Source organism: Elusimicrobiota bacterium (genome assembly GCA_026388155.1).
In the GTDB taxonomy this organism is placed as follows: domain Bacteria; phylum Elusimicrobiota; class Elusimicrobia; order Elusimicrobiales; family UBA9959; genus UBA9634.
Genome location: JAPLKI010000020.1, coordinates 47,913 through 70,322, shown reverse-complemented (window position 1 = coordinate 70,322; position 22,410 = coordinate 47,913). Strand labels below are relative to the sequence as shown.

The following is a 22,410-nucleotide window of genomic DNA, read 5'->3' as shown; positions in this document are numbered from 1 at the left end:
GAATTCTGTTCACTTAAGAGTAACGAGGATTTATGAAAAGCATTTTAACTGCCATAGAAGAAGGGCGGCTTATAGAGCTTCCGGAAAAAGAGAAAGAAAAAGCCCTCAGGTATCTTTGTTCGATCCTTGAGGCGGTGCCGGATCTGGCGCACAACGGGGACCTATACGAAACAATGCTCAAACGGGAGGCGCAGGGCATAACGGCTCTCGGGTTTACCGTGGCCTGTCCCCACATACGGGCCTCCGGCGAAGGCGAAATGATGTGCGCCATCGGCTGGTCGGCCGAGGGGCTTGATTACGGCGCGGCCGACGGCCAGAAAATTCGGCTGGTAATAATGTATTACATCCCGGATAACCAGAAAAACACCTACCTTAAAGAAATCTCGCTGCTGGTGCAGGCTCTGCGGAAAATGGACGGCATCCCCGGGCTTGCCGCCTGCGCCGATATCAACGCCGTGCGCAACACGCTGCTGGATTTTTTAACCGGCGCCGCGGATCTGAGTTTTTCCCAGTCGCGGGTGAAGATGATAAAACTGGGCGTTAAGTCGGCTGAAGAGGCGCAATGTCCCTCCATTGAGCCGGCGCTCGCCGTGGCGGCGGTTTCGGTGCTGCTTGACTCCGGGGGCAGGCTTACCGTCCTCTCACAGGACCAGAAACTGGTGGAACTGCTTGAGGGGGGGAAAGACCTGGCCGAAAAAATAATAAAAGAATCCCCTTTTGAGTTCGCCGGCTATAAGCTTATTTTCAGGTCCGCCTCGATTTTTAAGCCTGACAGGGTTTTGCGCGAATATCTGGCGCTTAAGCTCCCTTAAAGGACAGTCATGGAAAGCCGAGAAATACGAAAGAAATTCCTTAACTATTTTAAGAAGCAGGGACACCCCGTTATCAAGTCAAGCCCCCTTATTCCCGAGGGCGACCCCACGCTTTTGTTCACCTCGGCCGGCATGGTGCAGTTCAAGCCGTATTACATGGGTCTTAAAACCGATCTTAAGCGCGCGGCTTCCTGCCAGAAAAGTTTCCGCACCACCGACATAGACAATGTGGGCCGCACCATACGCCACCTGACATTTTTTGAAATGCTGGGCAATTTCTCTTTCGGGGATTATTTCAAGGCCGACTCCATCAAATGGGGCTGGGATTTTTTGATCAAAGAGATGGGCCTGCCCGAAGACAGGTTCTACATTTCAGTCTACGGCGGCGGGGTGGCGCCTAGAGACGAGGAAGCCCGCAAGATCTGGGAGTCGGTGCTCCCGGCCCGCCTTCATTCCCATATTATCGAGCTTGGCGACGGCGATAATTTCTGGAGCATGGGCGAGACCGGCCCCTCCGGGCCCTGCTCTGAAATTTACTGGGACCGGGGGGATAAATTCTCCCACCGCGACTGCCTGGGCGCGGGCTGCTCCTGCGACCGGTATATAGAAATATGGAACCATGTCTTCACCCAGTTCGACAAGCAGGCCGACGGCTCTTTTGCGCCGCTGCCCCGCAAAAATATTGATACCGGCATGGGTCTTGAGCGCCTTACTTTTGTGGTCGAGGGCAAACCCTCGCCTTTTGACACCACGCTTTTCTACCCCGTGATCTCGTCAGCAGTAAAAATACTTAAGGCCGATTACAGCGGCGACTCCGAGTCCGCTTCCGCTTTCCGCATCATCAGCGACCATTTGCGCGCCTCCGTATTCCTGATAGCCGAAGGCGTTATAGCGTCGAACGAAGGCCGCGGCTATGTTCTGCGGCGCCTGATAAGGCGCGCGGCCCGCTATGGGCGCATCATGGGCGCGGCGGAGCCGTTCCTTTATAAACTGGTCCCTTCGGTATTTGAAATTTTCAGGGATGTCTATCCTGAAATAGTTTCCGCCGAGCGGCATATAGTTGAAGCGCTTAAATTTGAGGAAGAAGGCTTTATTGAAACGCTTGAAACCGGAGAAGTATTTCTTAAAGAGCTGATGAATAAATATCCGAACGGCATACCCGGCGGCGAAACTTTCAGCCTTTACGAAACTTACGGTTTTCCGTTCGAATTAACCCGCGAACTCGCCTTAAAAAACAATATCCCGGTGGACGAAAAGGGTTTTAACGAGGCACGCAAGGCCGCTCAGAACGTGGCCAAGGCGGGCTGGAAGGATTCGGGCGAGAAAAGTTCGTTTATTTTTCAGAAGGCAGAGGAGCGCTTTCCTTCCACTACATTTGCGGGCTATGAGGAAACTGAAACCCCGGCCGTGGTGCTTGGCCTTGTTAACCAGGCGGGAAATATCACCGAGTCTTTGTTGAAAGGCTCTGAGGGCTACGTGGTGCTTGATAAAACCCCCTTTTACGCCGAATCGGGCGGCCAGGTGGGGGACACCGGGCTGATAGCGGCGGGCGGTTTGGAAGCCGCCGAGGTGGTTGACACACAAAAACCCATAGGGAAAGTTTTTTTTCATAAAGTGAAGGTGCTGGAACTGTTGAAAACCGGCATGACCGTAACCGCCGTGGTTTCAAAAGCCCGCCGCCGCATAGCTTCAAACCACACCGCCGTGCATGTGATAAACGCGGCTTTAAAACAGGTTATGGGTCCCGGTACGCGCCAGGCCGGGTCGCTGGTTACCGCTGATAAATTCCGTTTTGACTATACGGTCGCCAAAACGCCCACCAAAGAAGAGCTTGCCAAGGTTGAAGAAATAGCCAACGCCGCGGTGGCCGAAAATTACCGGGTGTTTAAAATGGAGCGCCCGCTGAAAGACGCCGAGTTTTTCGGAGCGGTAACCCTTTTAGGCGAAAAGTACATGGATCCCGCCCGTTTCGTGCTTGTGAACAAAGGCGGCTGGGATGACGCCAAAAACCGCTACAGCTTGGAACTGTGCGGCGGCACGCATATAGACGCCCTAGGCGAACTTGTAATAATCAAGATACTCAAGGATTCCTCGGTTTCCCGGGGAGTCAGGCGTATAGAGGGGGTGGCGGGACCGGCGGCGCTTGAGCACCTGGCAAAACTCGCTTCCGTGACCGAGGCGCTTTCAGCCCGTTTCGCCGTTCCGCCGGAAGAGCTGGAAGCAAGGATTTCGCAACTGATGGAAAACCTTAAAAAAAGCCAGACCGTAAAACTAAAAGCCGCGGCCGCGCAGGGCGAAGGCGCCGAAGAGGAATTGGATCTGAACGGTTCGGCCAAGCTTGTAATAGTTGAAGCCGCGGGCTCACAGATACCGGCCCTGCGCCATCTCTCCGACCAGCTTACGCTTAAGCGCAGCAACGCGCTGCTTTTTTTATTCTCGCTGACGGAAGGAAAAATGTCTTTTGTTGTGTCGGCCTCGGCTGATCTGAAGAATGACAAGTTAAACGCCTCCAGCGTGGCCAAAGAAGTGTCTGTTCTGCTTAAGGGTTCTGGCGGCGGAAGAAAAGACTTCGCCCAGGGCGGCGGCTCCGCCCCGGATAATTTAAGTTTTTTTAAAACTCAGTTGCTTGAAATAGTAAAAAAGCATTTGTGAAGCAGGCGTAGAGAGTCTAAGCGTCTGAGAGTCTGAGTGTCGCGTAATTCAATAAGCCCGCGCGATTACCTTCGTTAGGCCGTCTGATGGGCATAGCCCTTTATACGGCACAGCCATAGGCTAGTGAGCGCGGGTACCCTTTAAAAAGGGTTCAGTGAGCGAGCCGCCAAAGGCGGCAGAGCGAACGACGAAGGGGAACTTAGTTCCCCTCGTAGAGCACCGGCCGTTACCGATTAAAGGCCGGCGGCCAATCCGTCCCGCGCGCTGTGCAGTGCGGCGCGGGATGCGAGTGATAAGCCCGCGCGAATACCTTCGTAAGTGAGCGCGGGTACCCCTTAGAAGGGGTTCAGCGAGCGTCCGCCAAAGGCGGAAAGCAAGCGACGAAGGGGAACTTAGTTCCCCTCGTGGAGCACCGGGCGCCACCTTATAAAGCCCGGCGGTTAATCCGTCCCGCGCGCTGTGCAGTGCGGCGCGGGATGCGACAGATGCGCCCGTGGTGAAATGGATATCACAGGAGCCTCCGAAGCTTCTAGTGCAGGTTCGATTCCTGCCGGGCGCACCAATAATTTCAGTGGTTAGGGATTAGCGGCTAGGGGTTTAGGGAAGGAGTTTCTTATTTCTGCAAATACAACCTCTGCCCTAACCCCTATTCGCTAGTCGCTATCCCCTGCCGTTTCCTATGAACTTTGAAGAAGAAATCACCCTCCTTATAAAATCCCGCTATCCGCTGGTGCTTGTTGATACCATGGACGAGGATTATATCCTCAAAGCGCTTTACTCCATATCTGAAAATATTTCTTTTGGTTTCTACAGCTGGAGCCTTACCAAGGGGTTGCGCGCGGGAAAGAACGAAAACTCTTTTTATCAGTCAGGCGAGCCGGTAACCATGCTGAAGCTCGCCGGCGATATCATTAAAGAAGGCGGCAGAGCTGTTTTCGCGCTGAGCGATCTGCATAAATTCCTTGAAGACGCGGTCGTTTCCAGGCTGTTCAAGGATCTTTTATCGGCTATAAAAGACACGCCCACAACGCTCGTTCTGCTCGGTTCCGGGCAAAAGATCCCGCCGGATATCTCCTCGTTTGCGGCGCGCATCTCCGGCGGATATCCGGATGAGCGCGAGATCATGGCCGAGATAAACCGTACGGTGGCCGACTTTAAAACTTCCGTTGTGCGCGTTTCGGTGGATCTCTCCGCGGAGGATCTAATGCGCATGGTGAGGGGGCTTAAAGGGCTGTCTCTGCAGCAGATAAGAAATATTCTCAACGTCTGCATCACGAAAGACAATATCCTTAACGCCGCGGACCTGGCCGAAATAGACAGGTTCAAAAAAGAGGCCTTTGACCGTGACGGGATACTTGAATATTTCGGCTCCGAGCCGGATTCCGCCATGGCCGGCTATGCGAATTTAAAGCGCTGGCTGAATGAGAGAAAAAGATCGTTCCTTCCCGGAGCGCCCGCTAATTTGCCTCCGCCGAAAGGCGTACTGCTGCTGGGCGTGCAGGGCTGCGGCAAGAGCCTGGCGGCCAAGGTGGCGGCGGGCGAGCTGGGCCTTCCTTTATACCGCCTTGACCTGAACCGGCTTTATTCAAAGTATATAGGCGAAACCGAGGAAAATCTGCGCAAGGCCCTTAAAACGGTGGAAAGCCTGTCGCCTGTATGCCTTTGGATAGATGAAATAGAAAAAATATTCGCCTCCTCCTCAGGGGAAATAGACGGCGGGGTGTCAAAGCGCGTGCTTGGCGAGATGCTGACCTGGATGCAGGAGCGCAGCGATAGGTCTTTTATCGCCGCCACTTCAAACGATATAGACAATCTGCCTCCCGAGCTTTTGCGCAAAGGCCGCTTTGACGAGATATTTTTTGCCGATCTGCCCGATACTTTCGCCCGTCAGGAAATATTCCGCGTACACCTGGCCAAACGCGGGCTTCAGGCCGCCGCTTTTGACACGGGGCAGCTCGCCCTTGCCTCGGAAGGTTTCAGCGGGGCTGAAATAGAGCAGGCGGTCATTTCTGCCCTTTACAGCGCCTCCGGTTCCGGTAAAAACATCTCCACCGGAGGTATATTGGAACAGCTCCGGCTTACCCGCCCGCTTTCGGTGGTAAAATCGGAAAGCGTGAACGCCCTGCGCGACTGGGCAAAAGAAAGAGCCATGTTACCGGTGTGAATCAGTTGCCATAAGCCATGCGGCTGTTCCAGCCGCGCCATCTGCCGTATGCTTTAGGCCATATGCTTTTTATGAGTTTCTTTATAAGCTTATGGCGTATGGCTTAAAGCCTATGGCGGCCTTTCTGCCGATGGCTTATGGCGGGCGCGGCGCCTTTGCTTATGGCGAATTTTTTTATGAAAAAAATTCTTGTTACCGGCGCCACGGGTTATATCGGCGGCCGCCTTGTGCCGAGGCTGCTTGAAAAAGGATACAAGGTGCGTTGCCTGGCGCGCCACCCGGATCACCTTAAGGGAAGACCCTGGGCCGCGAAAACGGAAATAGTCCGCGGCGACGTTTACAAAAACGAAAATCTTTCCGCGGCGCTTGCCGGGGTGGAAGTCGCCTATTATCTTATCCATTCCATGGCCGATGTCGCCGATTTTGAGCGGCATGAGGAAGTTTCAGCCCGTAATTTTGCCGCGGCGGCCGCGTCCGCGGGCGTCAAAAGGGTCGTGTATCTCGGCGGGCTCGGCCTTGAGGGCCGGACCCTTTCAAAACACCTCGCTTCCAGGCAGCGCGTGGGCCGCATTTTAGCCGAAAGCGGGCTTAGCGTCACGGAGTTTCGCGCCGCCATAATAGTAGGTTCCGGCAGTATTTCCTTTGAAATTATCCGCTATCTGGTCGAGCGCCTGCCTTTCATCCCCTGTTTCCATCATCTCAAGCGTACCCGCTGCCAGCCGGTGGCCATAAGGGACGTGCTGTCCTACCTTATAAACTGCCTGGATAAGCCCGAAACCGCCGGCCGCAGGATAGAGATAGGCGGTTCCGGCATATATACTTATGTCGAACTGCTTGAGTTTTTCGCCGCGGCCAGAGGGCTCAAACGCTGGTTCCCTGATCTTGGCCGCCTGTCAGCCGTTGTTCCTTCGGCGGCCTTGAGCGCGGATATAATAGGTTTGCTCACCCCGGTACCGAAAATCTTCGCGAGGCCTCTGATGGAAAGTTCGGAATATGAAGTGGTATGCACAAATTCCGACGCCGCGTCGCTTTTCCCCGAGATAAAGCCGCTTGACTATCAGACCGCCGTAAAATACGCTTTAATGAGAATCTCCGAAAACGCCGTTGAAACCACCTGGGCTATGTCAGTAATACCCGAGCAGACCCAGCCGTACGCCTTCATAGACAGGGAAGGGCTGATAGCTGAAGAGCGGACCCTCGGCGTGAACGCTTCCGCGCTCAGGGTCTTTAAAACTTTCTGCGGCATAGGCGGAGGCCGGGGCTGGTTTTACCTCAACTGGCTTTGGACGCTTCGGGCGCTTATGGACAGGGCGGCGGGCGGCATAGGCATGAGGAGGGGCCGGCGTCACCCGGATATTATCGGGCAGGGGGAACCGCTTGATTTTTGGCGTGTGGAGCGCGTGATGGAAGGCCGGCTGATACTGCTGCGCGCGGAAATGAAGCTTCCCGGCAAGGGCTGGCTTGAATTTGAGGCTTTGCCCCGCGTGAGCGGCGACTCGGTTTTAAGGCAGACCGCCTATTTTGAGCCGCGCGGGTTTCTGGGTAACATCTACTGGTATGGGCTATACCCCGTACACAAGATAATTTTCGCCGGGCTCATAACGCAGATTAAAAAACGCGCCGAAAATTATAAATAAAGTGCCATATGCCGTAAGGACGCCGTGCCAGCCATAAGCTATAGGCCATATGCCTTAGGCTATATGCTTTTTAGGAGTTTCCTTACAAGTCTATAGCGTATGGCGGCTTTTGGCGCGGCTGGAACAGCCGCAATGAAAGGCGCTTTATTTATATAATTTAACTTATGCCCGGCCGGCTGTAGTTTATCTTACGGAGGTATCATGCGTAAAACACTTTTTATCTGCGCTTTGCAGGCTTTAGCGGCTCCCGCCTTCGCGTCGGACGCAAAAACCGACGCGGTAATGAACGCCCTTACCTCCGAGCTTGACAGGTCGTTCGGCGTTCTGAAAAACGCTGAAAAGACGCCGCTTTATTTTTTAGGCTATGAAGTGATAGACACGAAGCAGTACAGCGCGTCGTCTTTCATGGGCGCGACAGACAGCGAGAATGACAGCGAGCGCCGCCGCCTTGATATAGACGCCCGTTTCAACGATTTTAAGCTGGATAATACCCACCAGATAAAGGGAGATAATTCATTTAATTCCCAGACGAATTACACCCAGTTCGTGCCGGTGGAAAACGACGAGAACTCCATCCGCGCCCGCGTGTGGGAGCATACCGACGCCGCCTTCAAGCGCGCTTACGAGGCCTTTACAAAGGTTAAAATGAACAAGGCCATCACGGCAACCGAAGAGGATCCTTCTCCGGATTTCTCGCCCGCCAAGGCGGAAGTTTTTTATGAAACGGCCGAATTCCCCTCTTTTGACAAGGCCGCCTGGAAAGCCAGGCTCAACAAACTGACGGAGAAGTTCTCGCCGCACGCTTTTATCTACCAGGGCCAGGCCTGGCTCCGCATTACCTCCGACAACCGCTATATAGTCAATAGCGAGGGCACGCGCGTTAAGACCGGAAACACATATGTGAACATGGGCTACAGCATAACGTCACGCACAGATGACGGCATGGAACTTGAACGCGATATGCAGTATCACGCCGCAACGCCGGCCGAACTGCCCTCCGACGAGGTCGTTCTAAAGGATATTGAGCGTTCCATAACCGAGCTTAAGGCGCTTAAAAGCGCTCCATTGGTCGACCCGTTCAGCGGCCCGGCCATACTTAACGCAAGGCCCGCCGGCGTGTATTTCCACGAAATTATCGGCCACCGCCTTGAGGGCCACCGCCAGAAGCTGGAGGATTCGGGCCAGACCTTCGCCAAAAAACTCAACCAGAAGATCACCGCTGATTTTATCACCCTCTATGACGATCCTAATTTAAAGTCGTTTAACGGTACGGTGCTGCGCGGCCATTACACTTACGATGATGAAGGGGTGAAGGCCCAGCGGGTCAACCTGATAGAGAACGGAGTGCTTAAAGGATTTTTGATGAGCCGCTCGCCCATAAGGGATTTCGCCTCGTCCAACGGCCACGGCCGCAAGTCGGTCGGGTTTCAGGTCGTTTCGCGCATGGGCAATACCATGGTGGAGGCCTCAAAAACCGTGCCATACCCGAAACTCCGCGAAATGCTTATAGAGGAATGCAAAAAGCAGGGCAAACCCTTCGGCCTGGTGTTCAGCGATATTTCGGGGGGGTTCACCTTCACCGGCCGGGGCAGCGGGCAGTCTTTCAAGGTTTTGCCTCTTCTGGTTTACCGGGTTTACGCCGACGGCCGTCCCGATGAAATAGTGCGCGGCGTGGACATTGTGGGCACGCCCATAGCCAATTTCAGCAAGATAATAGCCGCCGCCGACGACCCGGCCGTTTTTAACGGCACTTGCGGCGCGGAATCGGGCTGGGTGCCGGTTTCAGCCGTGGCGCCCAGCATACTGATGTCGGAAATAGAGGTGGAAAAATCAAAGAAGTCGCAGGAAAAGCCGCCGGTGCTTGAGCCGCCGCTGCACGATAAGTGAAGAAGTAACCAGTAGTCGGTAACCAGTAACTGAATACTGGTTACGGAATACCGGATACCGCAGATAAAAAAGGCTGTTTATGAAAAATATTTATAAAAAAAGTCTCTTGTCAGCTTTGATTTCGCTTTCTTTTTGCGCGGCGGCACAGTGCGCAGCACCTGAAGGGGATGCCGTTTTTAAGGCCATGAACGACGAGATGGCGCGCTCCATGAACAAACTGAAAATGGACAATCTGCAGAAACCGTATTTCATGGCATATACCGTAAGCGAAGGCTCCTCCTGCTATATCAGCGCCACCTTCGGCTCCCTGGAGGGGTTTAGTTCCTATCCTTACCGCCGTCTTAAGGCCGAGGTCCGCGTGGGCGATAAAAAATTCGACAACACCAATTATCTGGGAAGCGCCTGGGGGGATTACCGCCCCCCGGTGGATTACAGCGTGGCCCTTGACGACAATTATGACAGCCTGCGCTTCAGTATCTGGTCGCTTACCGACTCCGCCTACAAGAACGCCCTGGATACCTATTCAAAGAAAAAAGCTTTTAAGGAATCAAAAAATATCACCGAGCTGTACGACGACCTTGTTTTTGAGCCGGTTTACACGGTTTTTTTGCCGGCGGTCACTGAGCGGCTTGACGAGGTTCTGTGGCAGGAACGCGTCAAACAGCTGTCGGCGGTTTTCACCAAATATCCGGCCGTGAAGTATTCGCAGGTCTCGCTGAGCTACGATTCCGGCAACGCAAGATTCGTCAACAGCGAGGGCTCGGTGTTTAAAAAGCCGTATTGTTCCGGTGTGATCAATATAGACGGCGACACCTATTCTCCCGACGGCTACAAACTCGGCGCCAGCGCGCGTTTCGGCTTCTGCGGAGCGGCCGACATTCCTTCTTTTGAAACTCTTGCCGCAAAAGCCGGGGAAATAGCCCAACGCCTTACCGCCATGAGCAAGTCCGTGCCCATGAAGGCCTATATCGGCCCCGTGCTTTTTGAAGAGAACGCAGCCGCCAAGTTTTTTGATAATTTTTTCGTGCGCAATGTCGCGAACCCGCGCGAAATATGGAAAGAGACGAATAAATGGTCCAGCGAGTACATTTACAGACGCGCCGGGGAGCTTGTGGAGCGCCTGGATATGCGCGTTATGCCGCCGTTTTTGAACGTGGTGGATGACCCTTTTGCCAGAGATTACAACGGCAAAGCGCTGATGGGCCATTACGAGGTGGACGACGAGGGCGTGCCGGCTCAGAAATTGAAGCTTGTGGAGAAAGGCAAACTTAAGGATATTTACCGGTCCAGGGCAGCCACGCGGGATTTCAACAGATCGAACGGCCATGGCCGCGGCGAGTACCATGAATTCGTAAACGGCGGCCCCGGCAATGTCTTGATCCAGCCCGAGGATAACCCGGCCCGCGTTCTGCCCATGGCCGAACTGAAAAAAAAGTTTCTGGATCTTTGCCGCGAGCAGGAGCTGGACTATTGCCTGCTTGTAAGGGACATAGGCAGTTTTTACCGTTCTTTTTCAGCTTACAAAGTTTACCCGGCCGACGGGCGCGAGGAGCCGGTGCATGCCATAGAGTTTATGGGCACCAGTTTGCGGGCGCTGCGCGACATAGTGGCGGTTTCCAGGGAAATGAAAGTTTACAGTCTTCCATGGACCCCTCCGGCCTCGCTGGTGGCGCCGTCCATACTTGTTCAGGAAATGGAAATTAAAAAAACCGAAGACAAGCCGGATAGAAAGCCGTACCTTGAACATCCGTTCTTCGCCAAGTAGGAGCGGCGGCGTCCGGAAGATTAGATACAAGGAAAGTTTATGATCGCTCTTATGTTGCCTGCAATTTCTCCCCAAAGACATATCATCGAGGTCCGCGCCGGTATCGCCTTGCGCGCCCTGCCGCTGCGGGGCCTGAAGCCCTTGTCCGGCTCCCTCCGGCCGGCCCGTTTCACAGCCAACCTTATACAGGAGCTTTCCTGATGACCGATCTCAAGGGCCGCGTCCTGGTGGTCACGAGCGGAAAGGAACTCCTTGACGAGATGAAGCCGTCCATGTCGAGCAGGGGCCTCGAGCTCGTCTGCGTGCCGACCCTGAAATACGCGGCTGACCGGCTGGCCGCCGGCGATTGTACCGCCCTGGTGGTGGACTTCGGCCGGGTCGCCCCGACCGAGCGCGAGGCTTTCCTCGCCTTACATAAACAAAACCCCAAGGTCCATCTCTTCACGCTGGAGACCATCGGCAGCAATGCGCCGGGCGTCTCCTCGCCGCTGCGCCGTCTGGGCTGGCCGCTGCCTGTGGGGTTCGCGGATCAGATCAGGGTCACGAACCGTCCGGTAGTCATTCTGGCCGACCAGGTCCTGTTCACGACAGCGGCCGTGCAGGGCGCTTTCCAGCAGGCCGGAGTTCAGCCTGTGTACCTGGAATCCACCAATGGCCTGGTTGAGTTGGTTTACCAGCAGAACGAGGCCCGCGCTCACGCCCCCCAGCCCACGAAGCCCAAGAACTTCTGGTCACGCCTGGGCGTAGAAAAAGAAGCCGCGCCCGAAGAGCCCGCGCAGCTCCCGGGCAATGTTGTGGTGGTGTTGTTTGCCGGGATCCCGGAGGAGGCCGGATTGCTGGACTCCCGCATCCGGACCGCGACTCCGGAGGCCGTCTGCTATCTCATATCGGGCACGGATATGGTGCGCTACGCGATCCAGGCGCTTAAGGACAGTCATCCCGTGGCCCTTCCGCGGGAACAGGCCGGGCGCATCGCCGCCATCCTGATCGACAGCAGCGAAGGCGCCGCAGTCCGCCCCAAGGAGAAGGGGCGCATCCTCCTGCTGGATAGTTTCAAGCCGAGCCTGACCTCCCTGGACCAGGCCTTGGCGAGCGCGGGCTACGAGGTCACCCCTTTTATGGACGGCGAGGAGGCCCTGAAGATCTGTGAAAAGGGGGCATTCCATCTTGCGGTCATCGGCACTGCGATCACCTTCGCGCAGCATTCAGGGGCGGAACTCGCCCAGAAGCTGCGCGAACGGGATCCCGACCTGCGCATAATTTTCATGGTGGACCGGTATCCTCTTCAGGCCGCGCTGCAGGGGGTCAGCCAGGTCGTGGAGCTTGGACTGGACGACGCGCTTTTGAAGCCCGTAGAGGCCTCGCGCCTCATTTTTTCGGTGGAGAGGGCCCTGGAGCGGCGCTTCCTGCTGCTGGAGAACGCGCGCCTGCTCAAAGAGATGCAGGAACTGAACCGGCAGCTGGCCGCGGTTAACGGCTTCCAGAAGAATTTCTTCGCCACGGTGGCCCACGACGTAAAGAGCCCGCTGACCGCCATCCTCGGCTACTCCGAGGTCCTGACCGGCAAGCTCAAGGCAATGCCCAGCGAACAAAGATACGCATCCAACATCCAGACCTCGGCGAAAACGCTCAACGTCCTGATCTCCGACCTGGTTGACCTGGCCGCTATAGAATCCGGCAAACTGCGCGTGGACATAGGGACGCTGAACCTGCTTGCGGTAGTCCAGGACGTGTGCGCACGCGTAGAGATAGCGGCCCAGAAACGGAACCTGCACTTCGGCATGGAGATCCCGCCCGTCCTTCCGCCGCTGGCCGGCGACGACGCCCGCATAGGCCAGGTGGTACAGAACCTCTGCACCAACGCCATCCAGTACACCAAGGAAGGCGGCAGGATAACCATAAAAGTGGAAACCGCCCCCGACAAGGTTTTCGTCAGCGTGATAGACACCGGCATCGGCATCTCCAAGGAAGACCTGCCCCGCGTGTGGGAGCGCTTCTTCCAGACAGAGGCGGCCAAGGGCATGCGCAAGGCCGGTTTCGGCCTGGGCCTGAAGATCGCGCGGGAGATAGTCCAGAGGCACGGCGGCGAGATGGGTATCGAGTCCGAGCTCGGGGTCGGTTCCCGGTTCTTCTTCCATATCCCGATAAAGAAATAAATGCCTCAGACGGCCAACTGAAGAATTCGGACTAAAACAAACAACTCTCCATCCTCTTACACACCCGGAAAACCTAAGGGCGCGGGGGGACTTTGCAAAATTTCATAAAAACGACCCGACTTTTGGCGGGACCCTTTCCGGGGGATTTTCCCATAGTGCCTCTGGCCTGTCGCGCACTTTTTCCAAGGGCCAAGGTGCGGGGCCTGTCGCGGCGGCACCCCTTCCGTGAAATTAGTCACAGGGGACACCGCACTGCGGTTTCCCCTACCTATGGCGTTGTCCGCGACTGGCGGGACACCCGTTCGGTTCACGTTAGGACCGGAGGTTAAAAAGCCGTTTCAGTGACCGCCAGGGTCACTAGCAGCTAATAAAAAGCCCGGGTTGTTAAGGCCCGGGTTTTTTGCTTACACAGTTCCGTATAATTACTCGTATTTCCTGGATTTGCAGACAAGAGGCTCGCTCAAGCCTTTAACATCCACGGCTTTGCCGGTCGTCCATTCGTACCAGTAAGGCTGGTCAAGTTCGATCAGCGATTTGCCGAAAATGAAACGGCCGTTCTTGTAGTTGGCCTTAAATGTCTCAGGGGCTCCGCCGGCGTTTATTACAACTTTGCCGGATTCATCTCCCACATCGACTATATCCAGGTCGTACATTTTTTCGGAACGGGTCCCTATGCAGGAAAACGCGCTGCGAGATTCTAACGTAGCGGGAATGGTCTGATTTACAGCTTTGCCGTACTGGCATATGAGCTTTCCATTTGAGCCGTCATGCTGAACAGTACCGATAACCCACTCAAAGTAACCGGGGGCAGGCAGTTCAATGACCGAGTCCATGGTGTCCCCAAAAACAAAACGGCCGTTCTTATAGTTGGCCTTAAATGTTTTGGGGGCGCCGCCGGAGTTTACAACTACTTCGCCGGATTCGTCGCCCACATCAGTGACCTTTAGATCGAAAAGCACATTGGACCCGGCGCTCATGCAGGCGAACTTCGAGCCTGACTGAAAAGGGGCCGCTTCAGAAGCTTTAGTGGCCTCCGGAACGGTTATCTCAATGCTTTTCATCGTCTCTAAGCCTGTCCGCTCAAGTTCAAGAGCGAATGACCAGGCCGGATTTACCATCGCCGCGATACTGAGTACAACTATTAATTTCCGCATTATTTTCTCCTTTTATTTTAATTTTTCAATTTTACCGGCCGCACCCGTATTTTGAGATACAACTCCTTTGCGGGCTGCGGCACGGCAATTCCAATCTGCTCCGGCTTCCTAAACTCATGGGTAGTCGGTGCACTCAACGCACACAGGAATATCTGGCCCAGGAATATCCCGCGCCGGAAGTCTTTATAACTCCGCCTTTCCCGAGCAGAAGCTGGCCCTCTATATAGAACGGAGTTATCGTGCCCTCGGTATAAGCCGTATGATCCGGATCTTTTCCATTAGCCTTAAGAAAGCCCTCCAATGAACTGCCCGGTTTTGGGGTGTATGCGGCGTCAATTAAGTACTTTTCGGTCACTTCTTTATTGGCCTTAAAAGTGAACAATAGCGGTTTATTACGACCATTGACCTCAAGTTTTATTTCTCTTATTCCGTAAGGCCCGTTGTTGTCCAGACTGGCACATTGGTAGCTAAAACTTTCGGCCGCTTTGACGTCCGAGAGCGCGGCTTCAGAAACAACCTTGGAAGTATTGTTGTGTGCCGGCAGACTGAGCGTAAAAGTGTCCGTTCCGCTGACCGGGTCCGTAAGCGGTTCCCCGAAAACCTTCACGGAAAGTTTCTGTTTCTGGGGATAATCAACGCCATGGTGGTGGAAAAGCAGCGTGACGCTGCGCGCAGTCTTGCCGATAAAACGTCCGCCGCCCGCATATACCAGCCTGAGCGATTCATCAGGGTTGCCGCTAAGCTCCACTATGACCGTTTCACCCCCGCTGAAGCGCGGATTTGAAACGCTTACCCATACCGGATCCGCAAACACATACGCGGTATCGCCGAAATTCGGGTCCGAATCAAGCCCGCGGGCCAGGTAATCAATGTTTATTTGAGTCCCGTCGGTCGCCTTAAGAACAGCATGTTCCCAGTCCTGATTTTGCCAGTCCTGATCAATGCCCACCGCTCCCCGCAAGGGCTGGGCGGCGGGAACAACTATTTGTCCGGTCTGCGTCAGTTTAACTATATCTTTCGCGCTTACATTCTCCAGCTCGAATGCGTTGACAAAACTTGAACTTACCGCGACCGCTATTACCGAAAGTATTATCTTGTTCATTGTGTTTTTCTCCTTATATCGCTTTACAATTGAATCCATTCCCCTGACGCCCGCCCATCCCCGGGTTTTACAACCTCGGGGATGAACGGCGGGGTTATCAGACAAGCCTAACAGCGCCAAAAGACCTGCTGTCCAACTATTTTCATCAACAACTATCAATACCAGTTAGGTTTTAGAAACTAAGCCGGGCCAGGTAATTCAGGCCGTAATCGCTGTCTTCCTGTCCGTTGAATTGGAAATACATCTCCAAATTCACTGCGCCGTCCCGGGGTAAGGCAGTGAGATACCTGCCGTAGAAAAAAGACCCGTTGGCAGGGCTGGTGAGGTAAGAGTTGCTGTCCCTGTGAAGAGGCGTATTTATGAACCGGCCGGCGTCATTCTTGATGTAGACCTGCACAGTCGGCGTGGCGCCGCCGAAAGGCAGTTCCTGGTTGGCTAGGTATCCCCAGTAAAACACATCAACGCCAACCACATTGTTACCGAGCTGGCCGGCAACGGGGCAGACCGAACCTATCCAGGCGCCATTGCCCCGGGTAATTTTCTGACAGTTTGCCGCCGACACCGGAGCCTGGGGCGGCGAAGCCACAGCGCCCGACACAAAGCCGGCCCCGATCAGCAAAGCCAGCGCTAAGAAACGACCTACGTTTTTATGTTCCATTTTATTTTTCTCCTTTATTGACTTTTTCATGCTTTATTATTCTCCTTAATTACCGGTCCCGGAAGTGCTAGTGAACGCTGTTGTTTTTCTTCCCGGGTTTGGCTGCATATATATTCTAGCGAGTAGACGGTGTTTCCACATGAGGCGGAATGCTCACGCGGACGCCGTATTCCTTCTCATACGTATTGCCCGTTCGGTTTACGTTAAATTTATGTTGAAAAAACAGTTTCAGTGACCGCCAGGGTCATCATCAGGAGGGCGGGAACGCCAGCATTGCGCTGACGTCCGTCGGAGGTGGGACATGGACTAAACCATTAAAAATTTAGCCTTTCGATCCTGTTTTGGAATTTTAAAATTTGTGGAAAAAATATCCGGCGACACAAATCAATAGTGGGGAGCGGTGTTCACGACCTCACTCCCTCAAAACGACCGGTGTTCTTTCTGAATAGAGTTTAGCGGAAAGGCGGCGGGCACGCTTAACCTGAAAAATTCAATTGAATTTTTCCCTTCGCGGAGCTCAGGTGCGCTGCGCGCGGCATACACCCTCGCAAATTCTGCGCGCAATGCGCTTGATTTGCGACCCGCAAAGCGGGGAATCCTGGCCGTCTGATGGCCATAGGCCCCTATACGGCACCTACGCAGGTATTGCATATTTTTGTTCCTTATGTTTTCAAATGAGAATAACCTTGAACTGCAGGATTCAGGTTAAGGAATTAAAAATCCCGCAGTTTGGTTACTCGTCCCTCTACCATGAAGAGGGCGGACTTATTTGTTTTCTGTGAAATCTCATAGGTTTTGGCCGCGTGCACACTCATTTGCAGCAGCGGAATATAACCCTTAAAGACCGCGGCGTCAGCGCGGATGGTGCAGGCGCTGAACCATTCGGTATTGCCGGAGGCGGCCAGTTGACGCATATACTCCTTCAGCTTACCCCTCACATCCGCAGCCATGAGATCCATATGAGGGAAGTCAACGGAAGAATATGATGACAGAGGGCATTTGTAAGCCCCCTTTTTAACCTCTTTCAATATTTTGGCCCCAGCAAGGGACTTTACCGCTTTTGTCACGGCTGTTTTATTAATACTGAGGCTCTTGGCCAGTGCATCAACCGTACAAACCCCCGTTTCGCTGGACATGGCCAGATAACAAAGGTATGTATCAAAGCTGGAAACTACTACGGCCAGTTGGTCCGGGGACATGAAATATTTATTATCAGCCATGCTCTTTTTCAACGCCGTATGAAGCGGGGATACCCCTTTTACTTCAGCCTTCGATGAAACGATCGGCTCCAATATATCCCGATAATTATCCTCCCCGGCCATGGTTTTAAGCCAGGCGACTACCAGGCTGTTGGCCTGAGGACTCTGCGGGTGCAGCCGCAAGGCGAAAAAAAGTCGCCTTAACCTGTCTATAACAGGCAGGATCTTTCCCTGTTCCATCAGGAGATATTTGCGGTAGGAGACCATCAGCACCGGCGCCCCGCCGTTATCGTGGTAAAAGCTGTAAGCCGTGGAAAATCCGTTATCCTTCCTTAACTGGGTCAGCACATCGGAAAATATAGTTGCCATAAGTTATCCTGTTTTTTTTAAGGTTATCGAATTTGCAGTCTATCTGTGGTAAATATAAGAACGCTTACCGCGTGTATCCGCCGAGAAGACTCCCCCCATTTCTTCGCTTGAAAGTCGCTAAAACACAGCCCTACCGCTATAATAACAAAAAGAGAGCGTTTTTCTGAAATTTAGAAAAGTTCCCGCCCGCCCGGTGGGGGAACTATGGAAAAATTGATAAAAATACCGCCGCTTTTTGTTATTATAGCGATAGAGGTTTTCTTTGCAACTTTTTTATGGCGTTCGGAAACTTTAGACACAAATGAAGCGCCTGCTAAGGGCTTATGTTTAATATAGATATAAAATTTTTTTTAATCGCGGCTTTAAGCGCCTCTTTGACGGCGCCTATCACGGCTGAAGCGAAAAAAACGGTCGGACATGCGGGCAATGCCCTTCAATCCCTGTATACGCCGGATTATCTGGCGCTGAAAAACCGGCTCATTGCACAGTTAAAAGATCATACCCCTGGACGGTTCGGGGAGTCCGTGCGCGGCACGCGAAACAAACTGGATACGGGCCAGAAAGTCATCGCTCTTACCTTTGACGCCTGCGGCGGACGCCACAGCGGCTACAACGCGAAGCTTATAGATTATCTGCGCCGCGAGAAAATATCCGCCACGCTTTTTGTCACCGGCCTCTGGATAGACAGAAATCCTGAAATTTTCAAAAACCTGGCAAAAGACCCGCTCTTTGAAATAGAAAATCACGGGCTTTTGCACAGGGTATGTTCCATAACCGGACAAAGCAAGTTCGGTATGGTGGCGACCCGCGGCATCGGCGATGTCATAGACGAAATGGAACTCAATTCCCGCAAGATAGCGGCTTTGACCGGCCGCCGCCCCGTTTTTTTCCGTTCGGCCACGGCCTACACCGACGAGGCAAGCGCCCTGGTGGCGCAGCACCTGGGCATGGAAGTGGTAAGCTACGATATAGTTTCAGGCGACTATATACCTTTTGCCTCGGCTAAATATATGAAAAGCTCCATACTCAAACAGGCCAGGCACGGCGCGATCGTAATAATGCATTTCAACCACCCCGAATGGCACGAGCTTGAAGCGCTTGAAAAAGCCGTGCCGGCGCTCAGGGCAAAGGGCTTTTCCTTCGGCCGGCTTGAGGATTTTGCCCGCTACACGAAAGGGATAGAATAAAGCAGTGAATAGCGAAGAGCGAATGGCGAATAGATGTTATAAGCCATTAAAAAGCGCCCGGCTGCTTTAGTTGGCAGCCGGGCGCTTTTTGTTTTATAGGGGAGTTACTTTTTTACTATCAGGTCAGGCCAGATGGGGGAAAGCGATTTTGCGAAGGCATCCGTTATGCCTGACATGGCCGAAGGAAGATCAAAGCCCTCGTAGCTCATGAAGCCCGACCAGAAAATCGAGCCCGTTTCCACTTCCACCATGCGGGACACCAGCGAAACGCTGGCGGTAGTGCTGAGCAGCTGTGAGTTGTCGAGCCCCGGCACCGAGCCGTTGGAGTATATGTTCCCGCCGGAAACCGGCGTCACGTTCCCTGCAAGGGATACCTGCGAAGTGTTGACGATGTAATTGGACGCGGGCGAGCTTTCGGCCACGGAGCCCATGAATATGGCATCCACGCCCAGCAGTTTCCCGATGTGTTTTATCGTGGCCGGATCAAGACTGCCGGACACAGAAAGCTGCAGTTCGTTCATAACGGCGCTCAACTGCTGGCGTTCCACCACATTGGCTCCGCTGGCCACCAGGCTTTGCGTCATCAGGTCGGCGGCCACGTCGCCTTTGTTGCCGGAGAAAGTCATTACGGCCACGCGGTGTATGGAGGTGAAGTCGGCGTGCGGGTTAAGCGCCACCCGCGGCGTGGCGCACGCGGCCAGAAAGGCGCACAAAGCCGGTAAAATGAATTTAAATTTTATAGTCATGGTGTTTATCAGTCTTGCAGGTTATGCAGGTGTTTAAACGCCTTTCTCCGCATATGGGCGTCCGGTTCCCGCTCAAGATATGCTTTCCAGGCCGCTATGGCTTTTTCCTTAAGGCCTTTCTTCTCGTATATAAGCCCCAGCATAAAATAAGCCGCGTCTTTTGAAGGGTCAAGGCGGATCACCGTTTCAAAAGCGGCCTGGGCCTCGTCAGCCTTTTGCAGTTTGCTGTACGCAAACCCCAAACGCAGGTAAAGGGAGGCGTTGCCCGGCTCCTGTTTTACGGCCTGCTCCAGCTGCTCCGCCGACAAGGTGTTTTCCTGGGCCTGCGGCTCGCAGAAAGCCGGGGCCGCCGCAAAAAGAATTATAAGTAGGCTCTTCATACTGAATACGGTATAAAATTTTAACGCTCTTGGGTAGCTTTATCCTGCCAGCCAGACGGCCAGTATGGAGATCTTTATCAAGGATAAATATTTCGGGATAAATATTGTGAGGCCCGGATTTAGAATAGGACCTTGGGCCTAAGCGTCAGGTTCACAAAACATGTATACTTTTACTCAGACGAGGCAATTGGAGAATTTATTATGAAAAGAATACGTTCACTGGTTTTGTTTACATGTGTTTCCTTAAGTTTGAGTATGGCGGCCTCCGCCTCCGCGCTTACCGGAGAAGAAATAGATTCTTTTTTAAAAAAACTGGCGGTGAAAGTGGATATGACAAAAGCCAACGTATCCCTGGTGGATCTGACGGACCAGGCTGATCCGGTGAGGGGGGGATACTTCGACCGCGACATTGTTCCGGTTGCCAGCGTGATAAAACTTACCCTGCTTGCCGGCGCATACCGGGCCGCGAAGGAAGACGGATTGTCTTTTGATCAGCTGATCACCATAAACAAAAAAAATTACACCGGCACCTGGTTCCCGGACAACGATCCGTATCCCTCTATGAAACCCGGACAGCAGTGGAAAGTCCGTGATGTCGTGGAAGTAATGGTGCGGCGCAGCGACAACATAGCCACCAATACCCTCATAGACCTGCTGAACCGGAACGTGGTAAACGACTTTATGAAAAAACTCGGGCTGGAAAATACCGGGATACGCCATAAATTATCAAGCGGGGCGGATGTTCAGGATCCTGAAGCCACGGGCTGGAATTCAATGCCGCCGTACGACGCGGCGACCATACTCAGCCTTATAGCCTCTGAAAAGCTGGTAAGCGCCAACGCGTCAAAAGTCATGTACGCCACCCTTTCAGGGCAAATGGACACCGAGCTGATAAAAGAAGCGCTTCCGGCGGAAGCGTCTTATGCCGGTAAAACGGGGGAACTCTCGGCGGCAAGGAACGATGCCGCGATAATAAAAGCCCCCGGCAGGACATATATTCTTGTTATATTCGTCAGGCTGCCGAATTCGGGAGCCAAACCGATAATTCACGCCATCACCAAAGAAGTGGACGCTTTCATAAAAGCGCATCATCCCCCGGTTGCCGGCGATATTTAACCCGAATCCTTCAGTTGAAGGATTCGCCCGAAGGGCAGCTCTTTTGCCCAATGATTCGTAAATCATTGGGCAAAAGAGCTGGGTTGCCCCGCCCTTTTACGGCCATAGTGCAACTATTGAATGCATATTTTTGTTCGTTCCGCATTTGTTTGCACCGGCCCCTCTGGGGCGAAAGTTGCAGTCAACTGCAACTTTCGGGTTAAGGATAGAGGACCCCGTGAAAGTTAGGTTATTCCTTTTCTCCGGCGTAAGGCAGCGCCGGTTCCTGGAACACGGTGTCGCGCAGATAATCCGTCATTCCCAGCAGCGGGCTTAAATACCAGAAAGCCGCGCCTGAAAGCTTTTTAGAGCGTATATATTCCACCTGCCGCTTAAGCTCCTCCCTGGTGCAGATCTCGGCGGATATCCCCACAGCCATTTTTTTCTTGTCCTTAACAAGAGCGGCGCTGGAATTTATGGTGGCGTCGTTGCCCGGCCAGTATATCATCGGCAGGGCCAGGTCCAGGTAGCCTTTCTTTATCCAGGCGGGCCAGTCCTGCCCTTTGTTCTCAAGCTCGGAGTCGTACCAGACCGCGGCCGTAACAGGCATGCCGGGGCGCGCCGCTTTCACCATTTCCCTGAGCTTCGCCATAAAGTCCGTCACCTGGATCTTGCGCCATCTGCGGAAAGCCGCCAGGCGCTGCGGGTCCGAGAATATATCCGGGGTCAGGCGGTAGCCGGTATCCTCCAGGAATTTCTTTTTGCAGTATTCGCAGAAACAAAAATTCTCGTTGGGGAAACGTATCCTGTCGAGGTTCAGCGCGTCGAAGGGAAGTTTGGCGACTATCTCGGTGAAAAGCGCGGCCAGTATTTTATGCGAGGCCGGGTTGGCCGGGCAAAGGTGGTAAAAATATCCCCATTCCTTTATATGCTCGTAAGGGAGGCCGTCCTTGTCCAGGGCGGTCAGTTCCGGGTTCTTGTCCAGTATCGCTCCGCGGCTGGGATCCGCCGCCGCATCCGTGGTATGGTAGGCGCCGAAGCCGTACTCCGTCCAGGCCTGCACCATGAAGCCGCGCTCATGCGCCGCGGCTATAAGCCTGGCGAGCATCCGCGGGTCTATTTTTTCTATGTCAGGGTCTATAGGCGCGTAGGCGCTGCCCGGGTAAGCGACCCGGCCCTTGTACCATACCGGCAGATATATAGTGTTGAAGTTGGCGTTTTTAAGGCTGTCCAGCGCGGACAGCATGAAATTCATGCCCTTGTACAGGTCGCTTTTGTCCACCCACACGCCGCGCGACTCAACGGCCATTTTCTTCGCCGCGGATATTTCCGGCGGCAGGATGCCGGCGGCTCCGGCCGTGTAAATCCATTCTTCGCAACCGGCGGGTGCCGCGGCCAGGGCCAGCGTTAACACCGTTGAAAAAAAAAGTTTTCTGTCCATTTTGCG

Annotated in this window: 18 protein-coding genes and 1 tRNA gene; 12 read left to right on the top strand and 7 right to left on the bottom strand. The window is 53.8% G+C overall.

Annotation, left to right across the window (positions count from 1 at the left end):
• Positions 1 to 32: 32 nt before the first annotated feature.
• The 9 genes from NTX59_09425 (at position 33) to NTX59_09385 (ending at position 13,073) form a co-directional block, all read left to right on the top strand.
• Positions 33 to 812, top strand: a complete 780-nt coding sequence (locus tag NTX59_09425) for a PTS sugar transporter subunit IIA (GenBank protein ID MCX5785897.1) — start codon at positions 33 to 35, stop codon at positions 810 to 812.
• Positions 813 to 821: 9 nt separating this feature from the next.
• Entirely contained in the window at positions 822 to 3,464 is a 2,643-nt protein-coding gene (alaS, locus tag NTX59_09420) for an alanine--tRNA ligase (protein ID MCX5785896.1), read from the top strand.
• A gap of 487 nt (positions 3,465 to 3,951) precedes the next feature.
• A tRNA-Arg gene (locus NTX59_09415) sits at positions 3,952 to 4,026 on the top strand.
• 117 nt (positions 4,027 to 4,143) lie between these two features.
• A complete protein-coding gene (locus NTX59_09410; GenBank protein ID MCX5785895.1) occupies positions 4,144 to 5,628 on the top strand; it encodes an AAA family ATPase in 1,485 nt (494 codons plus the stop codon).
• Positions 5,629 to 5,804: 176 nt separating this feature from the next.
• Entirely contained in the window at positions 5,805 to 7,265 is a 1,461-nt protein-coding gene (locus NTX59_09405) for a DUF2867 domain-containing protein (GenBank protein MCX5785894.1), read from the top strand.
• A gap of 201 nt (positions 7,266 to 7,466) precedes the next feature.
• Positions 7,467 to 9,152 carry a metallopeptidase TldD-related protein gene (locus NTX59_09400; GenBank protein ID MCX5785893.1) on the top strand — a complete coding sequence of 562 codons (1,686 nt, stop codon included), beginning with the start codon at positions 7,467 to 7,469 and terminating at the stop codon, positions 9,150 to 9,152.
• Positions 9,153 to 9,231: 79 nt separating this feature from the next.
• Positions 9,232 to 10,917, top strand: a complete 1,686-nt coding sequence (locus NTX59_09395; protein ID MCX5785892.1) for a metallopeptidase TldD-related protein — start codon at positions 9,232 to 9,234, stop codon at positions 10,915 to 10,917.
• A gap of 39 nt (positions 10,918 to 10,956) precedes the next feature.
• Positions 10,957 to 11,118: a hypothetical protein gene (locus tag NTX59_09390; GenBank protein MCX5785891.1), complete on the top strand. Its 162-nt coding sequence runs from the start codon at positions 10,957 to 10,959 to the stop codon at positions 11,116 to 11,118.
• A gap of 26 nt (positions 11,119 to 11,144) precedes the next feature.
• Entirely contained in the window at positions 11,145 to 13,073 is a 1,929-nt protein-coding gene (locus NTX59_09385; GenBank protein MCX5785890.1) for a hybrid sensor histidine kinase/response regulator, read from the top strand.
• A 422-nt stretch (positions 13,074 to 13,495) separates the two neighbouring features.
• Here the strand turns inward: NTX59_09385 and NTX59_09380 are convergent, their stop codons facing one another.
• The 4 genes from NTX59_09380 to NTX59_09365 all read right to left on the bottom strand — a co-directional run bounded on the left by NTX59_09380 (position 13,496) and on the right by NTX59_09365 (position 17,555).
• On the bottom strand, positions 13,496 to 14,227 hold the full coding sequence (locus NTX59_09380) for a hypothetical protein (protein MCX5785889.1): 732 nt from the start codon (positions 14,225 to 14,227) through the stop codon (positions 13,496 to 13,498).
• A 133-nt stretch (positions 14,228 to 14,360) separates the two neighbouring features.
• On the bottom strand, positions 14,361 to 15,329 hold the full coding sequence (locus NTX59_09375) for a hypothetical protein (protein MCX5785888.1): 969 nt from the start codon (positions 15,327 to 15,329) through the stop codon (positions 14,361 to 14,363).
• A gap of 172 nt (positions 15,330 to 15,501) precedes the next feature.
• Positions 15,502 to 15,987 carry a hypothetical protein gene (locus NTX59_09370; protein MCX5785887.1) on the bottom strand — a complete coding sequence of 162 codons (486 nt, stop codon included), beginning with the start codon at positions 15,985 to 15,987 and terminating at the stop codon, positions 15,502 to 15,504.
• 713 nt (positions 15,988 to 16,700) lie between these two features.
• Positions 16,701 to 17,555: a hypothetical protein gene (locus NTX59_09365; GenBank protein ID MCX5785886.1), complete on the bottom strand. Its 855-nt coding sequence runs from the start codon at positions 17,553 to 17,555 to the stop codon at positions 16,701 to 16,703.
• A gap of 204 nt (positions 17,556 to 17,759) precedes the next feature.
• Between NTX59_09365 and NTX59_09360 the strand changes: the two genes are divergently transcribed.
• Positions 17,760 to 17,891, top strand: coding sequence for a hypothetical protein (locus tag NTX59_09360; GenBank protein MCX5785885.1), 132 nt, complete (start codon positions 17,760 to 17,762; stop codon positions 17,889 to 17,891).
• Positions 17,879 to 18,742 (top strand): polysaccharide deacetylase family protein, encoded by an 864-nt coding sequence (locus tag NTX59_09355; protein MCX5785884.1) that lies wholly within the window; start codon positions 17,879 to 17,881, stop codon positions 18,740 to 18,742. Before NTX59_09360 ends, NTX59_09355 begins: the two co-directional genes overlap by 13 nt.
• 104 nt (positions 18,743 to 18,846) lie before the next feature.
• On the opposite strand, the gene NTX59_09350 is transcribed toward NTX59_09355, so the two are convergent.
• Both NTX59_09350 and NTX59_09345 read right to left on the bottom strand, forming a co-directional pair.
• Positions 18,847 to 19,488: a hypothetical protein gene (locus tag NTX59_09350; protein ID MCX5785883.1), complete on the bottom strand. Its 642-nt coding sequence runs from the start codon at positions 19,486 to 19,488 to the stop codon at positions 18,847 to 18,849.
• 8 nt (positions 19,489 to 19,496) lie between these two features.
• On the bottom strand, positions 19,497 to 19,868 hold the full coding sequence (locus tag NTX59_09345) for a tetratricopeptide repeat protein (protein MCX5785882.1): 372 nt from the start codon (positions 19,866 to 19,868) through the stop codon (positions 19,497 to 19,499).
• Between the two features lie 201 nt (positions 19,869 to 20,069).
• Between NTX59_09345 and NTX59_09340 the strand changes: the two genes are divergently transcribed.
• A complete protein-coding gene (locus NTX59_09340) occupies positions 20,070 to 20,984 on the top strand; it encodes a class A beta-lactamase-related serine hydrolase (GenBank protein MCX5785881.1) in 915 nt (304 codons plus the stop codon).
• Positions 20,985 to 21,213: 229 nt separating this feature from the next.
• Here NTX59_09340 and NTX59_09335 read toward each other — a convergent pair whose 3' ends face one another.
• Entirely contained in the window at positions 21,214 to 22,404 is a 1,191-nt protein-coding gene (locus NTX59_09335; GenBank protein ID MCX5785880.1) for a family 10 glycosylhydrolase, read from the bottom strand.
• Positions 22,405 to 22,410 lie beyond the last annotated feature (6 nt).